The sequence below is a fragment of the Novosphingobium mississippiense genome (assembly GCF_044029535.1).
Lineage (GTDB): Bacteria > Pseudomonadota > Alphaproteobacteria > Sphingomonadales > Sphingomonadaceae > Novosphingobium.
The window spans coordinates 1,341,260-1,363,447 of the sequence record NZ_CP147003.1 but is presented as its reverse complement, the minus strand read 5'-3'; the positions used below and the strand labels follow the sequence as shown (position 1 = coordinate 1,363,447).

21 protein-coding genes are annotated in these 22,188 nt (G+C 62.0%); 15 read left to right on the top strand and 6 right to left on the bottom strand.

The window, feature by feature from the left end:
- The first annotated feature begins 298 nt into the window (after positions 1-298).
- The 9 genes from WBP06_RS24505 to speD all read left to right on the top strand — a co-directional run bounded on the left by WBP06_RS24505 (position 299) and on the right by speD (position 8,827).
- A complete protein-coding gene (locus WBP06_RS24505; RefSeq protein WP_395334875.1) occupies positions 299-1,540 on the top strand; it encodes a patatin-like phospholipase family protein in 1,242 nt (413 codons plus the stop codon).
- 341 nt (positions 1,541-1,881) lie between these two features.
- Complete coding sequence (locus WBP06_RS24500; protein WP_395334873.1) at positions 1,882-2,868, top strand: SPFH domain-containing protein; 987 nt, start codon at positions 1,882-1,884, stop codon at positions 2,866-2,868.
- Positions 2,869-2,896: 28 nt separating this feature from the next.
- A complete protein-coding gene (locus WBP06_RS24495) occupies positions 2,897-3,559 on the top strand; it encodes a DUF4178 domain-containing protein (protein ID WP_395334871.1) in 663 nt (220 codons plus the stop codon).
- Entirely contained in the window at positions 3,556-4,881 is a 1,326-nt protein-coding gene (locus WBP06_RS24490; protein WP_395334869.1) for a DUF4178 domain-containing protein, read from the top strand. Before WBP06_RS24495 ends, WBP06_RS24490 begins: the two co-directional genes overlap by 4 nt.
- Positions 4,878-5,039, top strand: coding sequence for a hypothetical protein (locus tag WBP06_RS24485; protein WP_395334868.1), 162 nt, complete (start codon positions 4,878-4,880; stop codon positions 5,037-5,039). The genes WBP06_RS24490 and WBP06_RS24485 overlap by 4 nt, the downstream gene beginning before the upstream one ends.
- A gap of 29 nt (positions 5,040-5,068) precedes the next feature.
- Positions 5,069-5,278, top strand: coding sequence for a DUF350 domain-containing protein (locus tag WBP06_RS24480; protein ID WP_395334866.1), 210 nt, complete (start codon positions 5,069-5,071; stop codon positions 5,276-5,278).
- Positions 5,271-6,818 carry a polyamine aminopropyltransferase gene (locus tag WBP06_RS24475; protein WP_395334864.1) on the top strand — a complete coding sequence of 516 codons (1,548 nt, stop codon included), beginning with the start codon at positions 5,271-5,273 and terminating at the stop codon, positions 6,816-6,818. Before WBP06_RS24480 ends, WBP06_RS24475 begins: the two co-directional genes overlap by 8 nt.
- Complete coding sequence (locus tag WBP06_RS24470; protein ID WP_395334862.1) at positions 6,808-8,433, top strand: FAD-dependent oxidoreductase; 1,626 nt, start codon at positions 6,808-6,810, stop codon at positions 8,431-8,433. Before WBP06_RS24475 ends, WBP06_RS24470 begins: the two co-directional genes overlap by 11 nt.
- 1 nt (position 8,434) lies before the next feature.
- Positions 8,435-8,827, top strand: coding sequence for an adenosylmethionine decarboxylase (speD, locus tag WBP06_RS24465; protein WP_395334860.1), 393 nt, complete (start codon positions 8,435-8,437; stop codon positions 8,825-8,827).
- A 471-nt stretch (positions 8,828-9,298) separates the two neighbouring features.
- On the opposite strand, the gene rnk is transcribed toward speD, so the two are convergent.
- Entirely contained in the window at positions 9,299-9,748 is a 450-nt protein-coding gene (gene rnk, locus WBP06_RS24460; protein WP_395334858.1) for a nucleoside diphosphate kinase regulator, read from the bottom strand.
- Positions 9,749-10,017: 269 nt separating this feature from the next.
- Here rnk and WBP06_RS24455 point away from each other — a divergent pair, with 269 nt between their 5' ends.
- The 4 genes from WBP06_RS24455 (at position 10,018) to WBP06_RS24440 (ending at position 13,771) form a co-directional block, all read left to right on the top strand.
- Complete coding sequence (locus WBP06_RS24455; RefSeq protein ID WP_395334856.1) at positions 10,018-11,013, top strand: rod shape-determining protein; 996 nt, start codon at positions 10,018-10,020, stop codon at positions 11,011-11,013.
- Between the two features lie 820 nt (positions 11,014-11,833).
- On the top strand, positions 11,834-12,409 hold the full coding sequence (locus tag WBP06_RS24450) for a sigma-70 family RNA polymerase sigma factor (protein WP_395334854.1): 576 nt from the start codon (positions 11,834-11,836) through the stop codon (positions 12,407-12,409).
- On the top strand, positions 12,402-13,121 hold the full coding sequence (locus tag WBP06_RS24445) for an anti-sigma factor domain-containing protein (RefSeq protein WP_395334852.1): 720 nt from the start codon (positions 12,402-12,404) through the stop codon (positions 13,119-13,121). The genes WBP06_RS24450 and WBP06_RS24445 overlap by 8 nt, the downstream gene beginning before the upstream one ends.
- Before the next feature lie 80 nt (positions 13,122-13,201).
- Positions 13,202-13,771, top strand: coding sequence for a fasciclin domain-containing protein (locus tag WBP06_RS24440; protein ID WP_395334849.1), 570 nt, complete (start codon positions 13,202-13,204; stop codon positions 13,769-13,771).
- A gap of 366 nt (positions 13,772-14,137) precedes the next feature.
- Here WBP06_RS24440 and WBP06_RS24435 read toward each other — a convergent pair whose 3' ends face one another.
- The 3 genes from WBP06_RS24435 to WBP06_RS24425 are packed head-to-tail and all read right to left on the bottom strand — an operon-like array spanning position 14,138 to position 17,675.
- Positions 14,138-15,607 (bottom strand): NAD-dependent succinate-semialdehyde dehydrogenase, encoded by a 1,470-nt coding sequence (locus tag WBP06_RS24435; protein ID WP_395334847.1) that lies wholly within the window; start codon positions 15,605-15,607, stop codon positions 14,138-14,140.
- Between the two features lie 11 nt (positions 15,608-15,618).
- Positions 15,619-16,629 (bottom strand): dihydrodipicolinate synthase family protein, encoded by a 1,011-nt coding sequence (locus WBP06_RS24430; RefSeq protein ID WP_395334845.1) that lies wholly within the window; start codon positions 16,627-16,629, stop codon positions 15,619-15,621.
- Positions 16,630-16,670: 41 nt separating this feature from the next.
- Positions 16,671-17,675, bottom strand: a complete 1,005-nt coding sequence (locus tag WBP06_RS24425) for an ornithine cyclodeaminase family protein (RefSeq protein ID WP_395334842.1) — start codon at positions 17,673-17,675, stop codon at positions 16,671-16,673.
- Between the two features lie 130 nt (positions 17,676-17,805).
- Between WBP06_RS24425 and WBP06_RS24420 the strand changes: the two genes are divergently transcribed.
- Both WBP06_RS24420 and WBP06_RS24415 read left to right on the top strand, forming a co-directional pair.
- Positions 17,806-18,462 (top strand): FadR/GntR family transcriptional regulator, encoded by a 657-nt coding sequence (locus tag WBP06_RS24420; RefSeq protein WP_395334840.1) that lies wholly within the window; start codon positions 17,806-17,808, stop codon positions 18,460-18,462.
- Between the two features lie 115 nt (positions 18,463-18,577).
- Positions 18,578-19,585, top strand: coding sequence for a LysR family transcriptional regulator (locus WBP06_RS24415; RefSeq protein ID WP_395337573.1), 1,008 nt, complete (start codon positions 18,578-18,580; stop codon positions 19,583-19,585).
- Positions 19,586-19,703: 118 nt separating this feature from the next.
- Here WBP06_RS24415 and WBP06_RS24410 read toward each other — a convergent pair whose 3' ends face one another.
- Together WBP06_RS24410 and WBP06_RS24405 are read right to left on the bottom strand one after the other, a co-directional pair.
- Complete coding sequence (locus WBP06_RS24410) at positions 19,704-20,333, bottom strand: TetR/AcrR family transcriptional regulator (RefSeq protein ID WP_395334838.1); 630 nt, start codon at positions 20,331-20,333, stop codon at positions 19,704-19,706.
- A gap of 124 nt (positions 20,334-20,457) precedes the next feature.
- The gene (locus WBP06_RS24405) at positions 20,458-22,050 is read right to left on the bottom strand and encodes an FAD-binding oxidoreductase (protein ID WP_395334836.1); all 1,593 of its coding nucleotides are present in this window, start codon (positions 22,048-22,050) and stop codon (positions 20,458-20,460) included.
- Positions 22,051-22,188 lie beyond the last annotated feature (138 nt).

Below are 22,188 nucleotides of genomic sequence, written 5' to 3'. Positions count from 1 at the left end.
CCAAGACCGGGGGTTCGCGGGCGTAGACCGATATATAGTGGGCGATATGATCGTGAGCTTCGGCTGCGCCAGTTCCTCCCGAGATGCGAAGCGTGCCGTGTCCAAAGCGCTGCGATACCAGCTCATCAAATCGTGCCCGCCACCGAGGGCGGCTCAAATCGAGTTGTCCAGCACTGACGCTGCCGGCGCCTAACTTCGACGAGCTCGGAAAAGTGCCGACCCTTCTAGGGGTTTCCATTGATCCTCCTGCACAGCAAGCTTTGCTAACTTGCGAGCAGTCTTCACAACGGCGTGACGCATGACCCGACATATTGAGAGCCTGGCCCGAACTCGAGATCGCTGGCAGTTAATCCATTGGCTGCGAGTAATGCTGGTAATCCTGACGATGCCGATGATCTTGACAGGATGTGCGACGCTGAAGCGCGAGGCGGCCGTTCCGCAGGCGCAAACCACACTCGCTGATCCCGGCTTTGGAAGGATCCGGTTCATGGTGACACGTGATGTGGCGCCGTTTGCCGAGGAAGCGATATCGGCTCAAAAGAAGGAACTCGCGTATCTTGCATCGCAAGGACACATTGGACCGCTGCCACCGGCCTCATATCTGGCAATTTCCGGCGGTGGCGACAATGGCGCCTTCGGCGCTGGCCTGCTCAACGGTTGGACCGCATCGGGTACGCGCCCATCCTTTAAGGTTGTAACCGGGATCAGCACCGGGGCGCTTACGGCGCCCTTCGCGTTTCTTGGTCCAGACTATGATAAGCAATTGACGGAAGTCTATACAACAATAACGCAGGCCGACATCATGAAGAAGCGCGGACTGATCAAGGGCATGTTCAGTGACGGGATGGCCGATACAACCCCTTTGATGCAGCTTGTCAGGCGCTTTGTCGACAAGCCGCTGCTGGATGCGATTGCCGCAGAATATGGCAAGGGGCGACTGTTGCTGGTTGCAACCACTGATCTTGATACGCTCGAGCCGGTTGTTTGGAACATGACTGCGTTAGCGGCCAGTCCCGATCCAGGCGCACCGGAGTTATTTCGCCGCGTTTTGGTGGCTTCGGCTTCCATTCCTGGCATATTTCCGCCGGTTATGATCAACGTGTCTGTCAACGGCGTAGCGCACCAGGAAATGCATGCGGACGGCGGCACGGTCGCGCAGGTGTTTTTCTACCCGCCCTCGTTGCGATCAATCGCCGGCAATGAACTACAGCAGCGTAAGCGCACTCTGTATGTCATACGCAACGCGCGCCTTGACCCCGATTGGGCAGATGTTGAGCGTAAGACAATGACAATTGCGATGCGGGCGCTGTCCTCATTAACCCAGACACAGGGCATCGGTGATCTCTATCGCATCTACACGACCACCCAGCGCGACGACATTGCTTTCAATCTTGCTTACATACCCAAGAGCTTCAATCATCCCCATCTGGAAGAATTCGATAAAGCGTATATGCAGGCCCTCTACGCAACCGGCGAGAAGATGGGGCTCGCAGGCTATCCGTGGCAGAGTTCGCCGCCGGGTTTCGACGCGCTACCATAAGTGTTGAGATTTCCTGCGCCGCTGTCGGCCATGATCCGATCACCAAGGGTCTGAAACGCGGCCCATTTACAGCCATGAACGGGATTCCGCCGGGCAAAAATTACCCGGCGGAATCCAACCCAAATCACGTCGATCCGACCCCATCGCTGTACTGTCGGCTTATGCCGTGACTGGCCATCCGCTGGCTTCCACGCCCCGACTGATCGTGGATCAGAGGTGCTCCGTCATCTCCTAATCGGTCACGGCGCAAACCGATTGCCGACCACTTTGATCTGATGTGAGCGCTTTTCAGTCGAGCTCAAAGCCGTTAGAAAAGCTCGCCAATGGTGCGGGGGTTTCCCATGTTCAGTTTTCTTCGCAAGCAATTCGTTGACGTGATCGAATGGCTGGAACAGCCCGGCGAACTGGCGTGGCGTGTTCCGTTCGAGGATCGTGAAATCCAGAACGGCGCGCAGTTGACGGTGCGCGAGGGGCAGGTGGCAGTCTTCGTCAACGAAGGTTGCGTGGCTGATTTCTTCGAGGCAGGCCTGCACACGCTCAACACCGCGAACTTGCCGGTGCTGACCAACCTGATGAACTGGGACAAGGGCTTTAAATCGCCCTTCAAGTCCGACGTGGTGTTTCTTTCGCGCAAGGAACAGCACGGGTTGAAGTGGGGCACGGCGCAGCCGGTGACCGTGCGCGATGCCGAATTCGGGGCTTTGCGCATTCGCGCTTTCGGGTCTTATTCGTTCCGGGTGGCGGAACTGGAGCCGTTCGTTTCGCGCGTGGTGGGTACGCTTCAGGGTGTGTCAGCCACCTCGCTGGAACCGCAATTGCGCGCCGCGATCCAGACCGCGATCGCAACCGCGCTGGGCGGAAGCGGCATAGCTTTCCTGGATCTTGCGGCAAACCAGCAGGCGCTTTCGGATCGGATCAAGGCGGAAGTGGACAAGGCTTTCGCGCAGTGGGGGCTGGAATGCCTCAGCTTCTATGTCGAGAGCGTTTCCTTGCCGGAAGAGGTGCAGGCGCATCTCGACAAGGGAACGTCGATGCGCGTGCTAGGCGATCTTGGCCAGTACACCCGCTTTCAGGCGGCCGAGGCGATCGAGCAGGCGGCCGGTGCAGACGGCGGCGTGGCCGGGATCGGCGCGGGCGTGGCGGCGGCAACGGCGCTGAGCGGCGCGATGTCGGCCGGACTGGGTGCGGTGGCTTCGGCTGCCCCCGCTTCCGCAGAGGAAGACCCCATCGCCACGATCGAGAAGCTGCACAAGCTCGTCACCATCGGCGCGCTGAGCCAGCAGGAGTTCGACGCCAAGAAGGCCGAACTGCTTTCGCGCATCCGCTGACGCGAAGGTATTCGGGGGGAACATCGGCGTGATCAATTGCCCGTCCTGCGGCGCGGCCCTGCCTGTGCGGGGCCTTTCCGCGCCTTATACGACCTGCAGTCACTGCCAGTCGCTGATCTTGCGGCAGGGACAGTCGGTGGAGGAGGTCGGCAAGGTTGCCGCGGTCCCCGATGACGTGTCGCCGGTGCAGATTGGCACGCGTTTCCATGTCGACGGGATCGATTTCGTGGTCGCCGGCCGGGTGCGCTGGGGCTGGAGCGGCGGATCGTGGAACGAATGGCTGCTGGCCTCTGATGCCGGCGATGTCCGCTGGCTGGGCGAGGCGATGGGTATGTATATGCTGACCGCCGAGCGGGCTGACGTCATGACATCCCCGCTGGCGCGCAGCTTTGCCGATGGGACTGAGCCGGTTCCCGGACAGACCGTGCTGGTGGACGGGGTGGAATTCGCGGTCACCGACGTGAAGCAGGCGGAATGCCTGGGTGGCGAGGGCGACCTGCCGTTCCCGCCGCGCGCGGGCTGGGCGGTGACCAATGTCGATTTCCGCGCACTCGGCGGGCAGGCACTCTCCCTCCAGCGCGACGCGCAGGGGACGACGGCGTGGCTGGGTTCGTGGCATGAACTTGCCGACCTGTCGCCCCGCGCGCTGAGCGAGATAGAGGGCTGGACGGTGCCGGAGCAGATGCGGTGAACCTGCCCCGGGAAGCTCCGAAAAAGGCCGTGCGCGCGGTCTCCTGCCCCAATTGTGGTGGCGCGCTGGAAGTACGCGCGGCGGGCTGGTCGGTAAATCTTGCCTGCCAGTATTGCGGCTCGATCCTCGACGTCTCGCGCCCGGAAGTGCAAATCATCGAGCGGCACAACCGCGCTGCTGCCGACTTTGCGCTGCCGTTGGGGAGCCGTGGGCGCCTGTTCGAGACGGAATGGGAAGTGATCGGCGCGCTGACTCGCAGCGATGCGGGGGACAGCTGGCGTGAATACCTGCTGTTCAACCCCTACGTCGGCTATCGCTGGCTCGTCGAGTATGAGGGTGACTGGCAGTTCGGCACGATGCTGCTCGATCGACCTGAAGACAATGGCAGCTCCGTCGTCTGGCGGGGGCAGCGTTTCCGGCAAGAGGATGAAGCGGCCCTCGCCACCACTGATACCGTGATCGGCGAATTCTACTGGCGGGTCGCGAGCGGGGACCGCGCGCTTTGTACGTCCTACGAATGCCGCGCTTCCTCGCTTTCGCGTGAGGAATCCGATGGGGAGGTGAACTGGACGCAGCTTGTCGCGCTGTCCGAGGGCCAGGTGGAGAGCGCGTTCGGCATTTTTGCGTCGGAGCCGCCGAAGGCGCCCAAACGCTCCAGTGGCCAGGCGCGTGGCTATGCGCTTTTCGCAGCCGAAGCGCGATCCGAAGCCAGCGACATTCCGGCCTTGCTGGGCGTCTCGATGCTCACGATCCTGGCGGGATTGCTCCTGATGGTGGGTTTTGCCGGCGGATCGGCGCATATGTCCAGCATCGTCGATGCGCCGTTCGGCCGCACTGCCGAAGGGTTGCGGGTGGGCACGGTCACGGTCACCCGCCCGTGGCAGTTCGTCAGCGTGATGGCCCGCGCCGATACGCTGGACAACCAGTGGGTCGACCTGGACTACAGCCTTGTCGATCGCGCCACCGGGCAGTCGATCGATGCCTCCGGCCTGGTCGAACACTACAGCGGCAGCGACAGCGACGGCCCGTGGAGCGAGGGCAGCATCGCGACCACGACCCAGTTCGGGCATGTGCCGAAAGGCACCTACGATGTCATTGTCGACACCGGGGCGCACCGTTGGCCGACCGACGTGCCGGCAGACGGCACTTCGTCGGCCTGGGGGACGCCTTCCGGCGGATGGGCGGAAGACAAGCCCGATCCGGTTCCGGTCGAGGTGACGGTGAAGACCAACACGATGTCCGACGGCAATTTCTGGACGCTCTGCCTGCTGGCGATGCTGATGCCGGGCATTGCGATCTATCGCGGCTGGAGAAACCGATGACCCCGCGCCTCTACTTCCACGTGATCTGCTGCCTGCTGCTGTTGGGCGGCGTGGCGGTGACGAGCTTCTATGCCTGGTCGCCCTATTCCGACGAACAGCGCGAGGCCGGCCGGGGCGGCAGCTTCGGCGTGCGGGGCACCGGCCCCACCCACAAGTAATCGCCAAACACCGTAAGAGGAGCCTGCCAATGCTCACCGTTTCCGTCTTTCTTGCGACCTTGCTCTATGCCCTGCTGGGGATCGTCGTGTTCGTCGTCAGCTTCGTGCTGGTGGACAAGCTGACCCCCGGCGAACTCTGGCGTGAGATCATCGAGCGCAAGAACATGGCCGTCGCCCTGTTGGCGGGCGCGGTGGCCATCGGCATTTCCAACATCATTGCCGCGGCCGTCCATGGCTGAAGATGGCGTTGCCGTGGGTGAGGGGGGCGAAAAGGGCCCAGCCTCGCTTGCGGTCATCCTGCTGGTTTCGGTCCTGGTCGTTGCGACCTGCGGGCTGATTTACGAACTGCTGGCGGGGACGCTGGCGAGCTATCTGCTGGGCGACAGCGTTACCCAGTTCTCCACCGTGATCGGATCCTACCTCTTCGCGATGGGTGTGGGCAGCTGGCTCTCCCGCCACGTGCGGGGGGATGAGATCGGCGTATTCGTGCGGGTAGAGGTGATGATCGCCGCGCTGGGCGGTTGGTCGGCAGCGGGGCTGTTCCTGCTGTTCCCGCTGGTGGGGGACTTCCGCGTGGCGCTCTATGCACTGGTGCTGGCAATCGGCGTGCTGGTGGGGCTGGAAATCCCGCTGCTGATCCGCATCTTGCGCCATCGCTTCGCCTTCCGCGAGCTGGTTTCCAACGTGCTGACCTACGATTACGTCGGCGCGTTGATCGCTTCACTGCTGTTCCCGCTGGTGCTGGTGCCATGGTTGGGGATGATCCGCACCGGCTTCGTCTTCGGGCTGGCCAATGTCGCCGTGGCGCTGGCGCTGCTGGTGGCGCTACGCCGCCAGCGCCGGATCGGCGCGGACATGGCGGCAGCGCTGGTTGTTACCGCCAGCCTGCTTGTCGGCCTTGCCATGGCGGACCGAATGCAGCGCTGGTCCGAAGTGGCCTTCTATGCGGAGCCGGTGATCCACGCGCGTTCCACCCCCTATCAGCGCATCGTCATCACCCGCCGCAACGAGGATCTGCGGCTCTACCTCAACGGCAACCTGCAATTCTCCACGCGGGACGAGTATCGCTATCACGAGGCGCTGGTATGGCCGGTGCTGGGCCGCGTCGCCCACCCGTCGCAAGTGCTGATCCTGGGCGGCGGAGACGGCCTTGCCGCCCGCGAAGTGCTGCGCGATCGGCGTGTGCAGCATGTAACGCTGGTCGATCTCGACCCGGAAATGATGCACCTGTTCCGCGATACGCCGCAGCTTGCGGCGCTGAACAAGCACTCGCTCTCCTCCCCGCGCATCACCGTGCACAATGCCGACGCGTTTCGCTGGGTGCGGCAGGCGCAGGGGCCTTACGATGCTGTAATCGTGGACTTTCCCGATCCCACCGAGTTCTCGCTGGGCAAGCTTTATACCGAGAGTTTCTACCACGAAGTCGCCCGCCTGCTGGCGCCGGAAGGGGTGATGACGGTGCAGAGCACTTCGCCGCTTATCGCGCCGCGCTCCTATTGGACGGTGGCAAGCACGCTGGAGGCGGCGGGCCTGACCTCGCGCGGATACCATGCCTATGTGCCCAGCTTCGGCGAATGGGGCTTCACGCTGGCGGCGCACCGGCCGATTTCGGATGCGGTGGCGCTGCCCAAGGGCCTGCGCTTTCTGACCGCGTCCAGCGAACGCGCGATGTTCGACTTTCCGCCCGACATGGCTCGCCGGCCGACGCCGGTGAACCGCCTCGACAACCAGGCCCTCGTCCGCAGCTTTGCCGAGGAATGGGGCAAGTATGAAGGCTGAGTCGACCAGGCGGCAAGTTCTGGCCAATGGAGCCCTGGCGGCCGGCACGGCCATGCTGGGCGGCTGCGGAGAGGACGCGTTCGGCGCCGAACTGCCCGGTGAATTGAGCGGGGCCGATTGGCAGCGCGGCCATCTTCTGCGCGATCGCCGGTTTCCCGCGCCGCAAGGGTCGGTGGAAGAAGTCGATGTGGTGATCGCCGGAGGCGGCGCGGCTGGCCTTGCGGCCGGGTGGCGGCTGGCCGATGCCGGGTTCGATCGCTTCGCCCTGTTCGAACTGGAGGACCATACCGGCGGCAACGCCCGATCGGGTCGCAATCCGGTCAGCGCCTATCCGCTGGGTGCGCATTATCTGCCGGTGCCTAACCGCGAGGCGGGTGCACTGCGCCACATGCTGCGCCAGTTCGGAATGATGACGGGCGAGCAGGACGGCGTGCCGGTCTACGATCCCTACCAGCTCTGCGCCGATCTGGAGGAACGCCTGCTGTGGCGCGGTCGCTGGCAGGAGGGACTGTTCCCCACTGCCGGTGTGACCGTTGCCGACCGTGAACAGCGCTTGGCATTTGACCGGCGGATGGACACCTATCGCAAGGCGGTGGGCGCAGACGGCCGGCCGGCCTTCGCCATTCCTATGGCGGGATCGAGCAGCGATCCCACATTCCGCGCGCTCGATCGCCTGAGTTTTGCGCAGTGGCTCGATGCTGAGCGTTTCACCTCGCCGGTGCTGCGGGCCTATCTGCGTTATTGCTGCCGCGACGATTACGGCAGTGAGCCCGAACATGTCTCGGCATGGGCAGGGATCCACTATTTTGCCGGGCGGCGCGGCTGGGCCACCAATGGCGATGGTGACCGCGAACTGACCTGGCCGGAAGGCAATGGCCGCCTCGTCGCGCTGATGGCCGAGCGCATCCACCCGCACCTGCACCCGGCGCACAGCGTGTTTCGCGTAGAGCGCGATGGCGACTGCGGACTGGTGGACCTGTTCGATCACACCGCCCGCCGCAGCCGTCGCATCCGTGCCAAGGCCGTCATCATGGCGATGCCGCACTTCGTCGCCGCGCGCGTCGCGCCCGGCTTCGCGACCGAAGGCGCGATGACTTATGCGCCATGGGTGGTTGCCAACGTCACCGTCGGCCGGCATCCCGAAGGCAAGGGCGTTTCCCTCGCCTGGGACAATGTCTCTACCGCCAGCGAGGCGCTCGGCTACGTTGTTGCCACGCACCAGAGCGAGGCGAGTGATGGCGGGCCTACAGTGCTGACCTGGTATCTCCCGCTGTCACGTGAAAAGCCTTCGGAAGCACGCAAGATTCTGATGACGCGCAGCCTGCACGAATGGCAGGCCATGGTTCGAGACGATCTCCTGGCCATGAACCCCGATCTGGATGGCGCGATCGAGCGGATCGACCTGTGGCGCTGGGGCCATGCGATGATCCGTCCGACGCCGGGTTTTCTCACCGATCCCGCGCGCCTTGGCGCCATCGCTTCCCGGCCACCGGTACTCTTCGCCCATTCCGACATGAGCGGCCTCTCCCTGTTCGAGGAAGCGCACCATCGCGGCGTTTCCGCTGCCGAGGCGGCTCTGTCCCACCTTGGCCATCCCTTCGAAAGTCTTGCCTGACATGGCACACACACCCGGCAACAGCCTTCACCTCATCGCCGATATCGAAGGATGCAGCGGTCTTGGCGATTTGACCTTGATCGAAGCGACGTTGCGCGAAGCTGCGGTCGCCGCGCATGCCACGGTCTTGGATGTCCGCTTGCATCACTTCGGGCCAGGTATGGGGGTGACCGGCGTGGCCCTGCTGGCGGAATCGCACATTTCGATCCACACTTGGCCCGAACATGGGATCGCTGCAGTCGATCTGTTCGTGTGCGGGGAAGAGGCGAATGCTGAGGCAGGCCTCGATCTAATCTGTGCGCGGTTGGCGGGACAGATCCGCTTGAAGCGTCGGATTGAACGGCTCAATTCACATTTGATGTTGAAGAGCGCCATCGACGGCAATGAAGCTTGAGGAGCGGCAAGCATGACCCGAGCTAGACAGTCGGCGGTGCCTTGGGCACCCTGGGGACGGCTCGCCAACTTCGGGGTAAATCGTTGAAGGCAAGTTCGTCGGCTTAGCGTTGTCTCAAGCTGCTGGTAAATGCGCCGCTTGAACAGTTCCGCCCTTCCCAAGAGCGGCGATCGGCGCCTGAAGGCGGCGGTTACAAGAAGCGGCATATGCTTTGATGAAGATGCCCTGTGCGATGAGCCAATGAGGCATATCAAGCGTGCTCTCGCAACACGTCGCGCAAGACGAAAGTTGCGGCCATGCGCTTCACGCCCGGCAATCGCTCTACCCAGCCTGCCGGAGAGGTCCAATACTCTCCGGGCTGGGCGTCTGGACTCGCAGACGATAGGGCATATCAGGGGTCACGAGCAGGCAATCGCGAACTTCGGGACAGCTTCGCACGCCACCTCGACGCGCGCGCGACCGTCACAGGCCTCATGTTGCAGCGCCTGCAATAGGTTCGGTATTAGCGACTCGCTTGGAGGGTGGCGCGGTAACTTTGACGACTGCAAGCTCGCGATCGCGACCTCTGCGATCCGGCCAGGATATGACATGTCCTTGCTGCAGGCCGATCAGGCCAACCCCGACGGGCGTGAGGATCGATATCCGATTTGCAGTAATGTCCGCTTCACCGGGATAGACGAGTTGCATGGTACGAGATGAACCGTTTGCCGCGTCAAGGAACTCGACGTAGCAATTCATCGAAACGGTGTGGGGAGGAAGCGTTCCAGCGCCGTGCAGCGTCGCGCGTCCTAGTTCCGCGATGAGGAGTTCAGCGACGCCCGGAAGGCGATGCTCAGCCGCCAGCGCGAGATTGGTGAGAATATCGGCCTCATCGTCAATGAGGTGGATCGGCGGCCGCTTGACCGTTGTCTTGGTATTCATGATGCTGGCTATCCCGCAAGAGAGTGGCCGCTGCACAAGACAGCGGACGTTTCCTTGAATTCCCCGGGCCAGATGCACACGGCACCCAAACCGGGGCTAGTTGCCTGCGAGAAGCTGTCCCCCGTGGTGGGCGAACCGGATATGACGATGGGGTCCGTGCATAGGCGCAGCAGCATGCCTTGCTCATAGCGGCGCGTCAAACAGAGTGAGCTTGGCCCTTGCTTCGGGATGATGAAGACAACCCTGGAGCGGAATGTTACAGAGCGGACATGATGTCCTTTTTTTCCTCGAAGAAGCCCGAGTTCGCTATCGATTTCGGCACAGCGAACGTTCGCGTCGTCCATCGCTCCGAGGGCATCCTGTTCGATGAGCCATCACTCTGTTGCTTCACGGGTCCATTAGGCGGGGAGCAACTTCTCGCCGCGGGAAAGACTGCTTGGGAGATGCTGGACCGGACACCGAGCCACATGCGGATCAAGCATCCGCTTCGCCGCGGCGTCCTTCAGGATATCGATGCCGCCACGCACATGTTGCGCTATGCGCTGCGCAGTTCGATGGGACGAACGCGTTTGGGTGGCACGCGCGTCCTGATCGGAGTACCTGCGGACGCCACGCAGGCTGAGCGCGCGGCCCTTCTTACTGCAGCGAGCGACGCGGGAATCGGCGCGGTCCGCCTTGTTCCCGAGCCGCTGGCGGGGGCAATCGGCGCCGAGCTTCCCATTGAGCGTCCTGCCGGCACCATGATTGTCGAATGCGGCGCTGGAACGAGCGAAGTGGCCGTCATCTCATTGGGCGGGATTTGCCGGACGCGCTCGGTTCGTGTCGGCGGCGCATCGCTGTCTCGCGCAATCGCCGACGACCTTCACCTGCGGCACAAATTGCTCATCGGCGACCTCACTGCGGAGCGCGTCATGGAAGAGTACAGCGAAGTCAAGCAGAGCGCGGACCGTTCGACATACATCGAGGTGAAAGGCCGCAGTCTGCTCACGCAGATGCCCGCGGTGCTTTCGCTTTCTTGCACGGAATTGGATCTCGTTGCGGAAAAGCATTTCCGCGTCATCATCGAGGCTGTGCGTCAACTTCTCAGCGAAACTCCGCCGGAGCTGAGCCATGACATTCTTGTGGACGGAATCGTTCTGACCGGCGGCGGCGCACTCTCACCCCTGCTTGGGTCGCTGATGTCCCAGGAAACCGGTCTTGCGGTGCGTATAGCCGCCGATACGCGCGACTGTGTAGTCAAAGGCCTGCAAGCGATTCTCCATTGAGATTGGCCTTGGCAGACTGGCTCCTCATGGAATTCTTTGCGGGCCGGTTTGCGAGATTTGAACCATGTAGTTGGTTTCGCTGAAACTGACGGCCGGCTCTTGGAAAACGTGGGCAGAGGAGGTTTCCGGTGTCCGGCTCCCGAGCGGACGAGGTTGGCCGTGAAAGAATCAGCGGCTTTCGGAGCAGAGCACACGGTAGCCGCCATACCGCTGCGATTGGCGCAGCCTATGCGTCCTTCTCTATATCGCCCGGCTTCCACACCTGGTTGAACCAATTGTCGAGCGGGCCGTAGAATCTAAGCAGCGGAAACCAACCTCGGCCGGGCACGGTCGTCACCCAGTTACGCTCTTTCCCTAACGGTGCGCTCGACAATGCTGACCCTCGCTCCCCTTCAATGTAGGGGGCACTGACCGCGGGTTGACGAAACAGCATCTCCGATGAGTCAGATTGAGGTGCGTTTCAGCGTGAAGATTGGGGCATGATTGGATTTCCAGCGATCGAGTGGCCGATGGCAGATTTCGCAATCGAAGTAGCCTTCAACCCGAACCGGGAGCCGTTCGACAGTGATCTCATAGACGGCACCGCACTTACATGTCTTGCCAGGCCAACCGCCCTTGTTCCAAGTTGCAACCATTGGCGCCCCTCCAAACCGATTTTGACCAATATACGACAAACACGGCGAACAAAAATCCCGAATTGGGGGGAGTCGCTGACGTCTCCAGTCCCGGGGGCAAGCCCATTGCGCAGTGGTTCTTTCGCGAGGAGAATGAGCGTCATCAAGGAGATTGAAACGCGATCCCAGGCTGGTAGGCTACCTGCGTGAAAGACGCAGACGCCGAGCGCCAGAAATTGGTCACCGCGTTGGGTAGAGTGGCCCGCGGAGATCGATCGGCACTGCGCGAAGTCTATGACATGACATCGGCGAAGCTTTTCGGCGTTTGCCTTCGTATCTCCGCTGACCGGGAGGCTGCGGAGGACATATTGCAGGACGTATACGTCAAAGTTTGGAAACGGGCCGATAGGTTCGATTCCGGGCGCTCCAGCCCGATCACCTGGCTTTGCGCGATCGCCCGTAACGCCGCGATCGACTGGAGCCGGGCATCGCGACGCACCGATGCCACAGGCCGCGCGGCCCTTCCGGAAGCGGCTGCCGGCCAGATAGCCGACGATGCCTTGCCGGCTGACGAACTGATCGAGCAGGACCAGCTTCAGGCACGCATGGCGTTTTGTCTCGATCAACTGGAGCACCGGCAACGCGAATCCATTCGTGCCGCCTTTCTCGATGGTCTGACCTATGTGGAGTTGGCGGAGCGCATGGCGGTGCCGCTCGGGACCATGAAAAGCTGGATCCGGCGCGGCATGCAACGGCTGAAGGAGTGTATCGGCGATGCCTGATACGCCGTTGTCCCCCGAAGATCGCGATGCCCTGATCGCGGAACTCGCTCTTGGCGTTCTGGGTGCAGCCGAGCGTGCAGATGCCCTGCGCCAACTCATGGCGGATCCTCGCTTTGCCCCGGCAATGATCGACGAATGGGATCGACGGCTTGAGCCGCTTTACAGCCAATACATTCCGATCGAACCGCCTTCCCACCTTTGGACCGGGATCGAGGCGCGGATTACGGGCGCCACGCCGTCGGTTGTTTCGGTCAATCGCCGGTTGCGCTTCTGGCGGGTCAGCGCTCTCGTCGCCGGTCTTGTCGCTGCATCGCTGGCGTTGGTGCTGGTTTTGCGCCCTTCGCCTTCTACCACATCGGTTCCGACGCCTTACGCCGCGCAAGTCGCTGTCGCTCAGTTGACCGGGGCGCCCAACGGCCCAGTGGTCCTCGCCCGCTTCGATCCGGTAGGCGGTTTCCTGGCGCTGCGACCATCCGGCATCAAGGCCGACACATTGAAGCCCGAACTCTGGATCATTCCCGGCGACGGAAAGCCGCGATCGCTGGGGCTGATTTCACGCGATGCCGAAAGCCATATTCTGGTGGAAGGCCCGCTTCGCGCGTTCATGACCGAAGGCGCAACACTGGCCGTCACCATGGAGCAGGCTGTCGGCGCTCCCCATGCCGCACCAAGTTCGGCTCCGGTTGCCTCCGGGAAAATATCGCTAATCTGACTGCATCCGCCGACGGCTCGCCTTCGTAGCTGTCATGCACGCCCGCCTTTAGGGACGCGCGACATAGGAAGGATGCCAGGATGACAAATATCCTCACGAAGTTCTCTCTTTCGCTCGCCGGCGCGGCGCTGCTTGCCGCAGGCGCGCCGATCGTGGCAGCGAGCATGGGAGCAAACCCGATGGTCGGCGGTGCCGCGATGTATCCGTCGAAGGACATCATCGACAATGCCGTCCACTCAAAGGATCACACGACGCTGGTCGCCGCGGTGAAGGCCGCAGGATTGGTCGATACCCTGAAGGGGCCGGGCCCGTTCACCGTTTTCGCGCCGACCAATGAAGCTTTTGCCAAGTTGCCTGCCGGCACTGTCGACACGCTTCTGAAGCCGGAAAACAAGGCCATGCTGACCAAGGTGCTTACCTATCATGTCGTTCCCGGGCGCCTTACCGCCAAGGACATCGCCGCAAAAGCGAAGATGGGTGGAGGCAAGGCAGTGCTGACGACCGTCGAAGGTGAACGGCTGACCGCTTGGGAGAAGAACGGTGCCTGGTATCTGACCGATGCCAAGGGCGGCACCGCAAAGATCACGATCGCCAATGTCATGCAGTCCAATGGCGTCATTCACGTGGTGGATACGGTTCTTATGCCCTGAGCCCCGGCTCGGGTCGCGAAAGCCCGTCGATCGTGGGGGTCGGCGGGCTTTCCTTTTGAAGTCTTCGCAAATGGTTGAAGCGCGGCGAGCCAACCAAGCGAACGGCTGGCCGTCGCCGCAATGAGATTTGGTAGTAAACGTTGATCCGACTATTTCTGGGCGTGAAAAGAACGGCAGGTTCCGGGCAACAGACTCGGGAAAGGCGCCGTTTCCAAATATTGTAAGGGAGGCGGCTACCGACCCAACATGCGCCATTCGGCATTGGTGCCGTCAACGGCAGATTCTAGCGAAATTGCCGCCCACCTTTCACCAAGTGATCAGACTGCGCCGCGCCTCGAATTCACGACCAACGATCTCGATCGAACCTCACATTCCGCCGAGCGCCACGTATTTCGTTTCGAGGTACTCCTCGATCCCGACCGTTGAACCTTCGCGCCCCAGGCCGGACGCTTTGACCCCGCCAAAGGGGGCGACTTCGGTCGAGATCAAGCCTTCGTTCACGCCGACCATCCCGAACTCCAACCCCTCGACCACGCGGAATATCCGGCCCACATCGCGGGCGCAAAGATAGGCGGCAAGCCCGAAGGGCGTGTCGTTGGCCAGCCGAAGCGCCTCCGCTTCGGTCTCGAAGCGGAAGATGGGGGCGACCGGGCCGAAGGTTTCGTCCGCAAAGATCAGCGCATTGTGCGGAACCCCGGTCAGCACGGTCGGCTCGAAGAAGGTGCCGCCAAGGGCATGGCGCCGGCCTCCCGCTGCGATGGATGCTCCCTTGGCCACGGCATCGGCGATGTGTTCTTCCACTTTCGCCACGGCGGCGGCGTCGATCAGCGGGCCGATCGCGACATCCGGATCGGTACCGGCCGCGACCTTCAGCTTCGCCGTTTCCTCCGCAAGGCGGGCGGCAAAGGCATCGTGGATGCGCGACTGCACCAGGAAGCGGTTGGCGCCGATGCAGGATTGCCCGCTGTTGCGATACTTGGCGACGAGCGCGGCCTTCACGGCGGTTTCCAGGTCGGCATCGTCAAAGACGATGAAGGGGGCGTTACCGCCCAGTTCCATGCTGGTGCGCTTGATCGTCGGCGCGCACTGTTCCAGCAACAATGCGCCGATCTCGGTCGAGCCGGTGAAGGAGAGCTTGCGCACCGTGGGATTGGCGGTGAGTTCGCCGCCGATCGCGCCGGCCGATCCGGTCACGACATTGCAGACGCCGGCGGGAAGCCCGGCCCGCTCTGCCAGAACGCCTAGTGCCAAGGCGGTCAGTGGGGTCTGGCTGGCCGGCTTGATCACGCCGGTGCAGCCCGCTGCCCAGCCGGGCCCTGCCTTGCGCGTGATCATCGCCGCCGGGAAGTTCCACGGCGTGATCGCGGCGAAGACGCCGACGGGAGCCTTCTGCACCAGGATCCGGCGGCCGTGCGTGTTCTCGGGAATGATCTGCCCATTGGCGCGCTTGGCCTCTTCGGCGAACCATTCCAGGAAGCTGGCGGCGTAGAGAACCTCGCCCCGTGCCTCGGCAAGCGGCTTGCCCTGTTCGGAGGTGATCAGCAGGGCAAGATCGTCGATGTTCTCGATAACGAGTTCGTAGAGCCGGCGCAGGATGACCGAGCGTTCCTTGGCCAAAGTGCCTCGCCATGTCGGCAAGGCCCGCGCGGCGGCATCGATCGCACGGCGCGTTTCGGCAGTGCCGGCCTTGGGGACGCGGGCGATCAACGAGCCATCGGCGGGATTGCGCACGTCGATTGTCGCACCGTCATCCGCGCCGACCCAGGTGCCGTCGATGAGCATGGCCTGCCGCAGCAGTTCGGGATCGCGCAGGGCGATCGGGGCAAGGTTCTCCATGGTCTTTCCCTTCAGGCCGGGTTGCGGCCGACGAAGAACAGCTCATCGGCATCGCGCGTGGGGTTGAGCCCGGCGGCTTCCTGCCCCCGACGCAAGGCGATCATGTCGCGCTGGTAGACGCGTGGGGTGGGATGGCGCAGCGGCCCGCCATTGTAGCCCTGCAGCCAGCTCTCATACTTCCACATCATGCGGTTGATCAGGCCGTTGCTGGCCTGCGGAACGCTGCCGAAGGCCTTGCGTGCGGGATCGATGCGGTGAAATTCGCCCGTCGCTTCGTCGAACCGGCCTTCCCGGATCATCGTGAACACCCGCGGCAAAACCGGCCCGAAGAAGGCGGAGAAATTGGTACCGCAGAACGGCACGTCGATCAGTTGGGCCAGCGGAATGAACTCGTGCTCCATCGGGAACGAGATCACGACTTCCTCGTGAAAGGCGCGGTGCACTTCGATCGGGCCCATGATGTGCGGCATCCCGCCCTCGGCCTTGATGGCGACGACATTGGGGCAATCATCGACAAGGCGACGCAACAGATCCACCGGCATGTCGATCGGGCTCAGACGGCCGAAGCCCCAGGTCGGGATCGGGAAGAGCATGACGGCAAGCTGGGTCGCGTCGCAGAATGCCTTGGTATAGGCATAGACGTCTTCCAGCGACTTGGGGTGGAAGTAGGGCGGATAGCCCAGCAGGACCAGTTCCGCGCCCGCATCGGCAGCCAGGCGCGCCGCCTCGATATTATCTTCCAGTGTGTTGAACACGGCGTGGTGGACCACGAAGATGCGGCCGGCGGCCTGTTCCACCATGACCTGCACGAAGCGGTGGTACTCCTGCAAGGTCATCGCGACTTCCGAGCAGGCGAGGGTGCCCACGAAACCATGCGCGATCGTGGTCTCCACGTCGTGGCGCGCAGCGGCTTCGTTGATCGCCTTGAAGTCGCCGGTCATTGTCGGGATCACGACATTGGCGACACCGAACATCTTTTCGCGCGCCCAGGCGCGGGCTTCGGAACGGGTGTAACTGGGCATGGCTCTGTTCTCCGAAACGAGGCGCAAGAAAGCCTGCGCGCTCACTTTCCCTTGTCGACGGGGGTGATGGGGGCGGCGATGAGGGTGCCGATGCCCGCCGCATGCGCACGTTCAACGCACATGGCGGCAACGGCGAGGTCCTGGATCGCCGCGCCGACCGACTTGTAGAGCATGATCTGCCCAGCGTCGGTGCGGCCGGGCACTGTGCCGGATGCGACGTCACCCAGGCTCACCAGCTTGCCTTCGAAGGTGACGCCTGCCTTGCCGGCGGCGATCATGTCGCCGGTGTCGTGCGCCACTTCCTCGGGCATGTCGGTAACGATCAGATCGGCGCGCTCGATCGCTTCGGGATCGAGTTCGCGCTGTTCCGGAAGGGTGGATCCGATGGAGACGACGGTCATTCCCGGCCGCAGCCAGGCACCCCGGATAGTCGGCGTCTCGTCGCGAGAGCGCGCGGCGCAGATCACCAGATCACTCGAAGCGACGGCCTGCTCGGCGCTGGTCGCAGGCGAGGCCGCTATGCCTTTCTCGGCCATCGCCGCGCAGAAGGCGGCGCGGCTGGCCTCGCGCGGGCTGAAGACAGTGACGGTGCCAAGCAGGCCAGTATTAGCAAGCGCCTCCAGATGCGTGCGGGCCTCGAAGCCGGAGCCGATCACGGCCACGTTCGGCGCATCGCCATGGGCAAGTTGGCGAGCGGCGAGTGCGGAAGTGGCGGCGGTGCGGAAGCCGGTAATCGCGTTGCCGTCCAGCAGCGCCTCCAACGCCATCGTCCGACCATTGAACAACGGCACCAGATAAGATGCCGCTTTGGCCGCCGGTGATGCCGCGATCAGCTTCGCACCCATGATTGCACCGCCCGGCATGATCCCCGAAAGCGTACGCAGCCAGGCCCCTTCCACGCGAGCCATGGTACGCGGCGGAAACTGGGCAGAGGCCACGGGGGCGCCGTAAGCAGCCGCCAAAGCGGCAATCGCAGCCTCCCAGTCGAAGGCCGCCCGCACATCCGCATCAGAGAGCACGAGGGTTGTTGGTGAGACGGAATTCATGACACCCCACTTCCAGAATCAGTGATTGAGGTGATGGTTATTTTCACAATTGATTCGTGTCAATCGTGACTATGATGTGTTTTCACGTGACCGTCGATGTGGTAACCGCCGGTCGAGAATGGAGAACAACGTGCCAGACCAGGACCTTTCCCGCCTCCGGGCCTTGCTCGAAGAAACCGTGCTGCGTGGGGAAGATCGCCTGCCACCCGAACCACGTCTGAGTGAGGAACTGGGCGTCACGCGCGGCCGTCTGCGCACGCTGCTGAAGAAGTTGGAGAACGAAGGCGCGATCTGGCGTCACGTTGGCAAGGGCACGTTCGTCGGCCCCCGCCAGATGATCGAGGCGCCCACGCAATCGGTATCCTTCAGCGTGGACGACATCCTTCAGGCGCGCGGGGCCCTCGAACCCCAGCTTGCCGCCGAAGCGGCCATCCATGCGACCATGGCCGACATTTCTTCCATGGATGAATGCTTGGCGGAAATGCGCAATTCCGCGTCGCTTCTGCAATGGAAACGACTGGACGAACGTCTGCACCGGACCATTGCGGAGGCCACCCACAACGTCCTGCTGCTGATGCTCTACGACACTCTGCGCGCGCAGATGAAGATGACGCTGGATCGCCGCATCGATCAGGTTTTCGGCGCGGAGCCGGGGCCGAAGGAAAATACTGATTCCGAACATCGCGCGCTGATCGAAGCGATCCGCAGCCATGACCCGGTGGCTGCGGAAACGGCCATGCGCGAACACATCCGATCGGTGCGCGTGAAGCTGTTCGGTCTGCGCTAAGCCATCCGGAACGCAAGACCAGCCCAATTTTCACTTGACCCGCGCCCGGAAGATTGATGCAATCAATTTAGATTAATTTACGCACAGCAGAGCCGGATATGCGGGAGAGGCAGTGATGCGGTTTCAAAGGCTCGATCTCAATCTACTGGTCGCGCTCCACGCGTTGCTGACGGACAAGAGCGTCTCGCTCGCCGCCGACCGGCTCTGCCTCTCGCAGTCCGCCACTTCGAGCGCGCTGGCACGGCTGCGAGAGTACTTTGCCGATGACCTGCTCGTGTCAAAGGGTCGGTCGATGTATCTCACCGCCAGGGCCGAGGAGCTGATCGAACCGGTCCGAGACGTGCTGGATCGCGTTCGCGACACGATCGCTGTCGCCCCGACTTTCGACCCAGCAACCGCCGACCGACAGGTGCGGATCATGGCTTCGGATTATTCGACGCAGGTCCTGCTTGCCGACGCCCTCACCGAAATGCACCACAAGGCACCAGGCATCCGCTTCGATATCCAGACGATGAACGAAGCCCCGATCGAAGCGCTGGAGCGTGGTTTGATCGACCTTCTGCTGACCATAGACTGCGCGATCTCCACCGATCACCCCTCGCAATTCCTCTTCAGCGACGATTACGTGGTCATCGGTTCTGCCCAAAACCCGGCATTGGCTGGGCCGCTTACGCGGGACCAATTCTTCGCGCTGGGCCATGTCACCGCCAGCTTCGGAAATGCCAGGGTACCCTCATTTGATGACTGGTGCATGCGGCGCGGATCCAGGCAGCGCCGGATAGAAGTGGTCGCTCCCAGTTTCATGGCCTTGCCCGGCCTGGTCATCAATACCAATCGGATCGCGACGATGTTACGCCGCCTGGCCGAACAGGTGACGGACGGTTTCTCACTGGTCATGCAGGAATTGCCGTTTGCGTTGCCCCCTATTCGCGAGGCAATCCAGTGGCACAGAACGAACGAGAGCGATCCAGGCCTTGTCTGGATTGTGAACCAACTGAAGCAGACGGCGATTCTGAAGCGGAAGCCACTGCAACACCCGACAGTTCTGAGCCTCGACGCTCATCGCTGGCAAGCCGACGCCCAGTATTTTACGGGTAGGCGAAGGGCGTCGGATCGACTTTGAACAACCAGGCGGCCCGACGATCATGCAAACAGTCTGACGAGTTGGTCTCGCGGGAGAAATTGCTGCCAATGTCAATCAAAGAAGGCGGTATTTCGTATCCGAGACCTTGCGCAAATTATTAAAGAAGCCACCTCACAGCGGTTTCCTGCAAATCCGCAATAAACGCATCGTCGGAATACGGCGTTCCGATATCAAGAGCACTGGGTGTGGCCACGCGCGCGATCAGCGCCGCAAAAATCACATGAAAGCACCGGTCGATGTCGTCGGGGTTCGAGCTGCGCAGAGCGGATTTTTGTTGCAACATCAAACCTCGAAACCAATTTGACGTTTCCGATCTTGCCTGCCGCGTCCGGAGGGCGATCTCGGGGTCGGCTTCGGCCCTGAGAACCACGGGGCGGTTAAACCGCTCGTGCGCCAAGGTCGTGCGCGCAATTGCTTCAACGGCATTGCGTATGACCGTATCTGGTGTGCCGCCAGTAAGACGAGCTCTTCTCGCCTCGGTCTCGTCCCGGAGCGCGCGGAAGCCGTGTTCGAATACGGCGAGAAACAGGGCCTTCTTTGTGCGAACGCGCGCATAGATAGCCGGCGGGTTGACTTTCGCCCGCTCGCAGATCGCCGCGATCGTGAATGCCTCATATCCCTGTTCCACAAGGATCGACAGGCCGGCATCGAGTATGCGCTCCCACCCTGCAAGAGTTCGTCCTTGCTGAGGTGGATTGATGTCGAGTTCAGTTGATGAATGGTTCATACATAAGCGCGGTTTCGGGTTTCAATTGGAAGTTTTATAGAGGTAATGCTTCGCATGTTACGACGTGTCTTATCGCTGCTCCGGTAACAGGTCGAGTACATTTCCCTGCAACCGCCGGGCCATCCTAGCGGAGATTGCCAGGCCAAATTCCGTGGCGGCCGGGATTTATTATTCCTCGGGGGTCGACTGCATCCTTGATCTTCTCGACGAACCGTCGGTAGGCGTGGTCACCGAAGCCGTACTGCTCCTGTGCCAAGTCCATGAATTGCAGATGGGCGCGATATTCGCCGTATCCGATCTTGCCAGCCTCTCTGACAAGGTTCTGCATCGCAAGATAGGCTGCAGCAGTAGCCGGTTCATCGTCGATATCAAATTGAATGCCTGCAACACTGACGAGTGATCGGGCATTTACGACGATAAGGTCCGCCGTATGGTCGATCCCGCTGCGCTCGAAGCCATCGCGCATCCAGCGTTGCAATTCATAGACTTTCCGTCCCGTCAGCGGTGCGACGGGAGCAAAACTCATGTGGCCACCGCGATCGCCCCCGTACCAGCCGCCCATGTCCTTCCAGTCGAGGTTCGGGACGCCAGCATAGACACGGTCGGAGGGATCGGACAACGCCGCCCATTCGTCGGCGCCGGTCGTGGTCGATCTAATTCGGCTGCCAGGAATAAGGCGAAATGCCTTCTCCGCTTTCGCAAGTTGAAGCGCGAGAACGTTTCGATCCCCGTAAAGCGCAAACCGCAGGTGCCAACGGCCGACGTCGATCCGGTCGGCGATTGCATCGATTTGCCGATCCGGGATCGGCAATGCGGGATCGCCATCGTACCAGTGGCTGCGCTTGGCAATCGTCGATGCGATCAACAAAGTATTGAGGATACACGGGACACCATCAATCGTGCCATCAAGTCGCAACCGTCGAAGTGTATCGACGAGCGGGACAAGATCTTCGTCACGCCTCACGTCTACGTGAACGTGGGTAATGGCCTCAGGCTTGGGCATCAGCCAAAGCCCCAGTTTGGTAGTGATGCCAAAATTGCCCTGCATGAAGAGCGGTTCGATCGTTGGGCCAAGGCTGCGTTTGTACAGGTTCCAGCTTTCATTGCCGTCCATGGCTCCCATACCTGTACGGAGCAAACCGCCATCGGCGGTCACAGCCTCAATTCCGCACACAGCTTGGAAGTCCCGGCCGTAAGGAAGATAGGTCAGCCCGTTATCCTGGGAGTTTCCGCCGAGACTGCCCCAGCCAAGATCAGGAACGGAAACCATGAGGTTCGCTCCAGACGATTCAATCGCATCGTACATATCCTGGAACGAAACGCCCGGCTCGATCAGTGCATAACCGAGTTCTTCATCGATCTTGAGAACACGATTCATTCTGCGAAAATTGACAGTGATCCCGCCTGAGAGGCGTGGGGCAGCGCCTCCGTAACCGTTGTTCCGTCCTTGGCCCTGGGCCCAGATCGGAACGCCATGCTGCGCTGCAATCCGTACAATAGCCTGCACATCTTCGACGCTGTCCGGCTGGACAACACCAGCAGTTGAAAATGCATCCCATTCCGCAGGCTGAAAGGGATCGCGAAATTCACCGGCATCGCCGGTTAACACGCGGTCTTGCCCAATTTTCTCGGCAATCTGCTGAAGGGCCGCAGCTACGCGAGCCGGCTCCACTTCGGTACGGCGTGCGGGGATAAACTTGGGGGTCGTCGCAGTCATGACTTTGGATCCCGTCCCTGGAGTTTTTACTATCCAGGACAATCATAGTGCTCGCTATGGTTACGAGCAAGGTGGAAATGTAGTGAGCACTATGGTTTTATGACGACTGTCTATCGTCGGGAAAAACGTCGCCGCAGC

What these genes read in the sequence shown, in the direction of transcription:
- WBP06_RS24505 (WP_395334875.1), top strand. Translation starts at nt 299, where the DNA reads ATGACCCGACATATTGAGAGCCTGGCCCGAACTCGAGATCGCTGGCAG.
- WBP06_RS24500 (WP_395334873.1), top strand. Translation starts at nt 1,882, where the DNA reads ATGTTCAGTTTTCTTCGCAAGCAATTCGTTGACGTGATCGAATGGCTG.
- WBP06_RS24485 (WP_395334868.1), top strand. Translation starts at nt 4,878, where the DNA reads ATGACCCCGCGCCTCTACTTCCACGTGATCTGCTGCCTGCTGCTGTTG.
- WBP06_RS24480 (WP_395334866.1), top strand. Translation starts at nt 5,069, where the DNA reads ATGCTCACCGTTTCCGTCTTTCTTGCGACCTTGCTCTATGCCCTGCTG.
- WBP06_RS24475 (WP_395334864.1), top strand. Translation starts at nt 5,271, where the DNA reads ATGGCTGAAGATGGCGTTGCCGTGGGTGAGGGGGGCGAAAAGGGCCCA.
- WBP06_RS24470 (WP_395334862.1), top strand. Translation starts at nt 6,808, where the DNA reads ATGAAGGCTGAGTCGACCAGGCGGCAAGTTCTGGCCAATGGAGCCCTG.
- speD (WP_395334860.1), top strand. Translation starts at nt 8,435, where the DNA reads ATGGCACACACACCCGGCAACAGCCTTCACCTCATCGCCGATATCGAA.
- rnk (WP_395334858.1), bottom strand. Translation starts at nt 9,748, where the DNA reads ATGAATACCAAGACAACGGTCAAGCGGCCGCCGATCCACCTCATTGAC.
- WBP06_RS24455 (WP_395334856.1), top strand. Translation starts at nt 10,018, where the DNA reads ATGATGTCCTTTTTTTCCTCGAAGAAGCCCGAGTTCGCTATCGATTTC.
- WBP06_RS24445 (WP_395334852.1), top strand. Translation starts at nt 12,402, where the DNA reads ATGCCTGATACGCCGTTGTCCCCCGAAGATCGCGATGCCCTGATCGCG.
- WBP06_RS24440 (WP_395334849.1), top strand. Translation starts at nt 13,202, where the DNA reads ATGACAAATATCCTCACGAAGTTCTCTCTTTCGCTCGCCGGCGCGGCG.
- WBP06_RS24435 (WP_395334847.1), bottom strand. Translation starts at nt 15,607, where the DNA reads ATGGAGAACCTTGCCCCGATCGCCCTGCGCGATCCCGAACTGCTGCGG.
- WBP06_RS24430 (WP_395334845.1), bottom strand. Translation starts at nt 16,629, where the DNA reads ATGCCCAGTTACACCCGTTCCGAAGCCCGCGCCTGGGCGCGCGAAAAG.
- WBP06_RS24425 (WP_395334842.1), bottom strand. Translation starts at nt 17,675, where the DNA reads ATGAATTCCGTCTCACCAACAACCCTCGTGCTCTCTGATGCGGATGTG.
- WBP06_RS24415 (WP_395337573.1), top strand. Translation starts at nt 18,578, where the DNA reads ATGCGGTTTCAAAGGCTCGATCTCAATCTACTGGTCGCGCTCCACGCG.
- WBP06_RS24410 (WP_395334838.1), bottom strand. Translation starts at nt 20,333, where the DNA reads ATGAACCATTCATCAACTGAACTCGACATCAATCCACCTCAGCAAGGA.
- WBP06_RS24405 (WP_395334836.1), bottom strand. Translation starts at nt 22,050, where the DNA reads ATGACTGCGACGACCCCCAAGTTTATCCCCGCACGCCGTACCGAAGTG.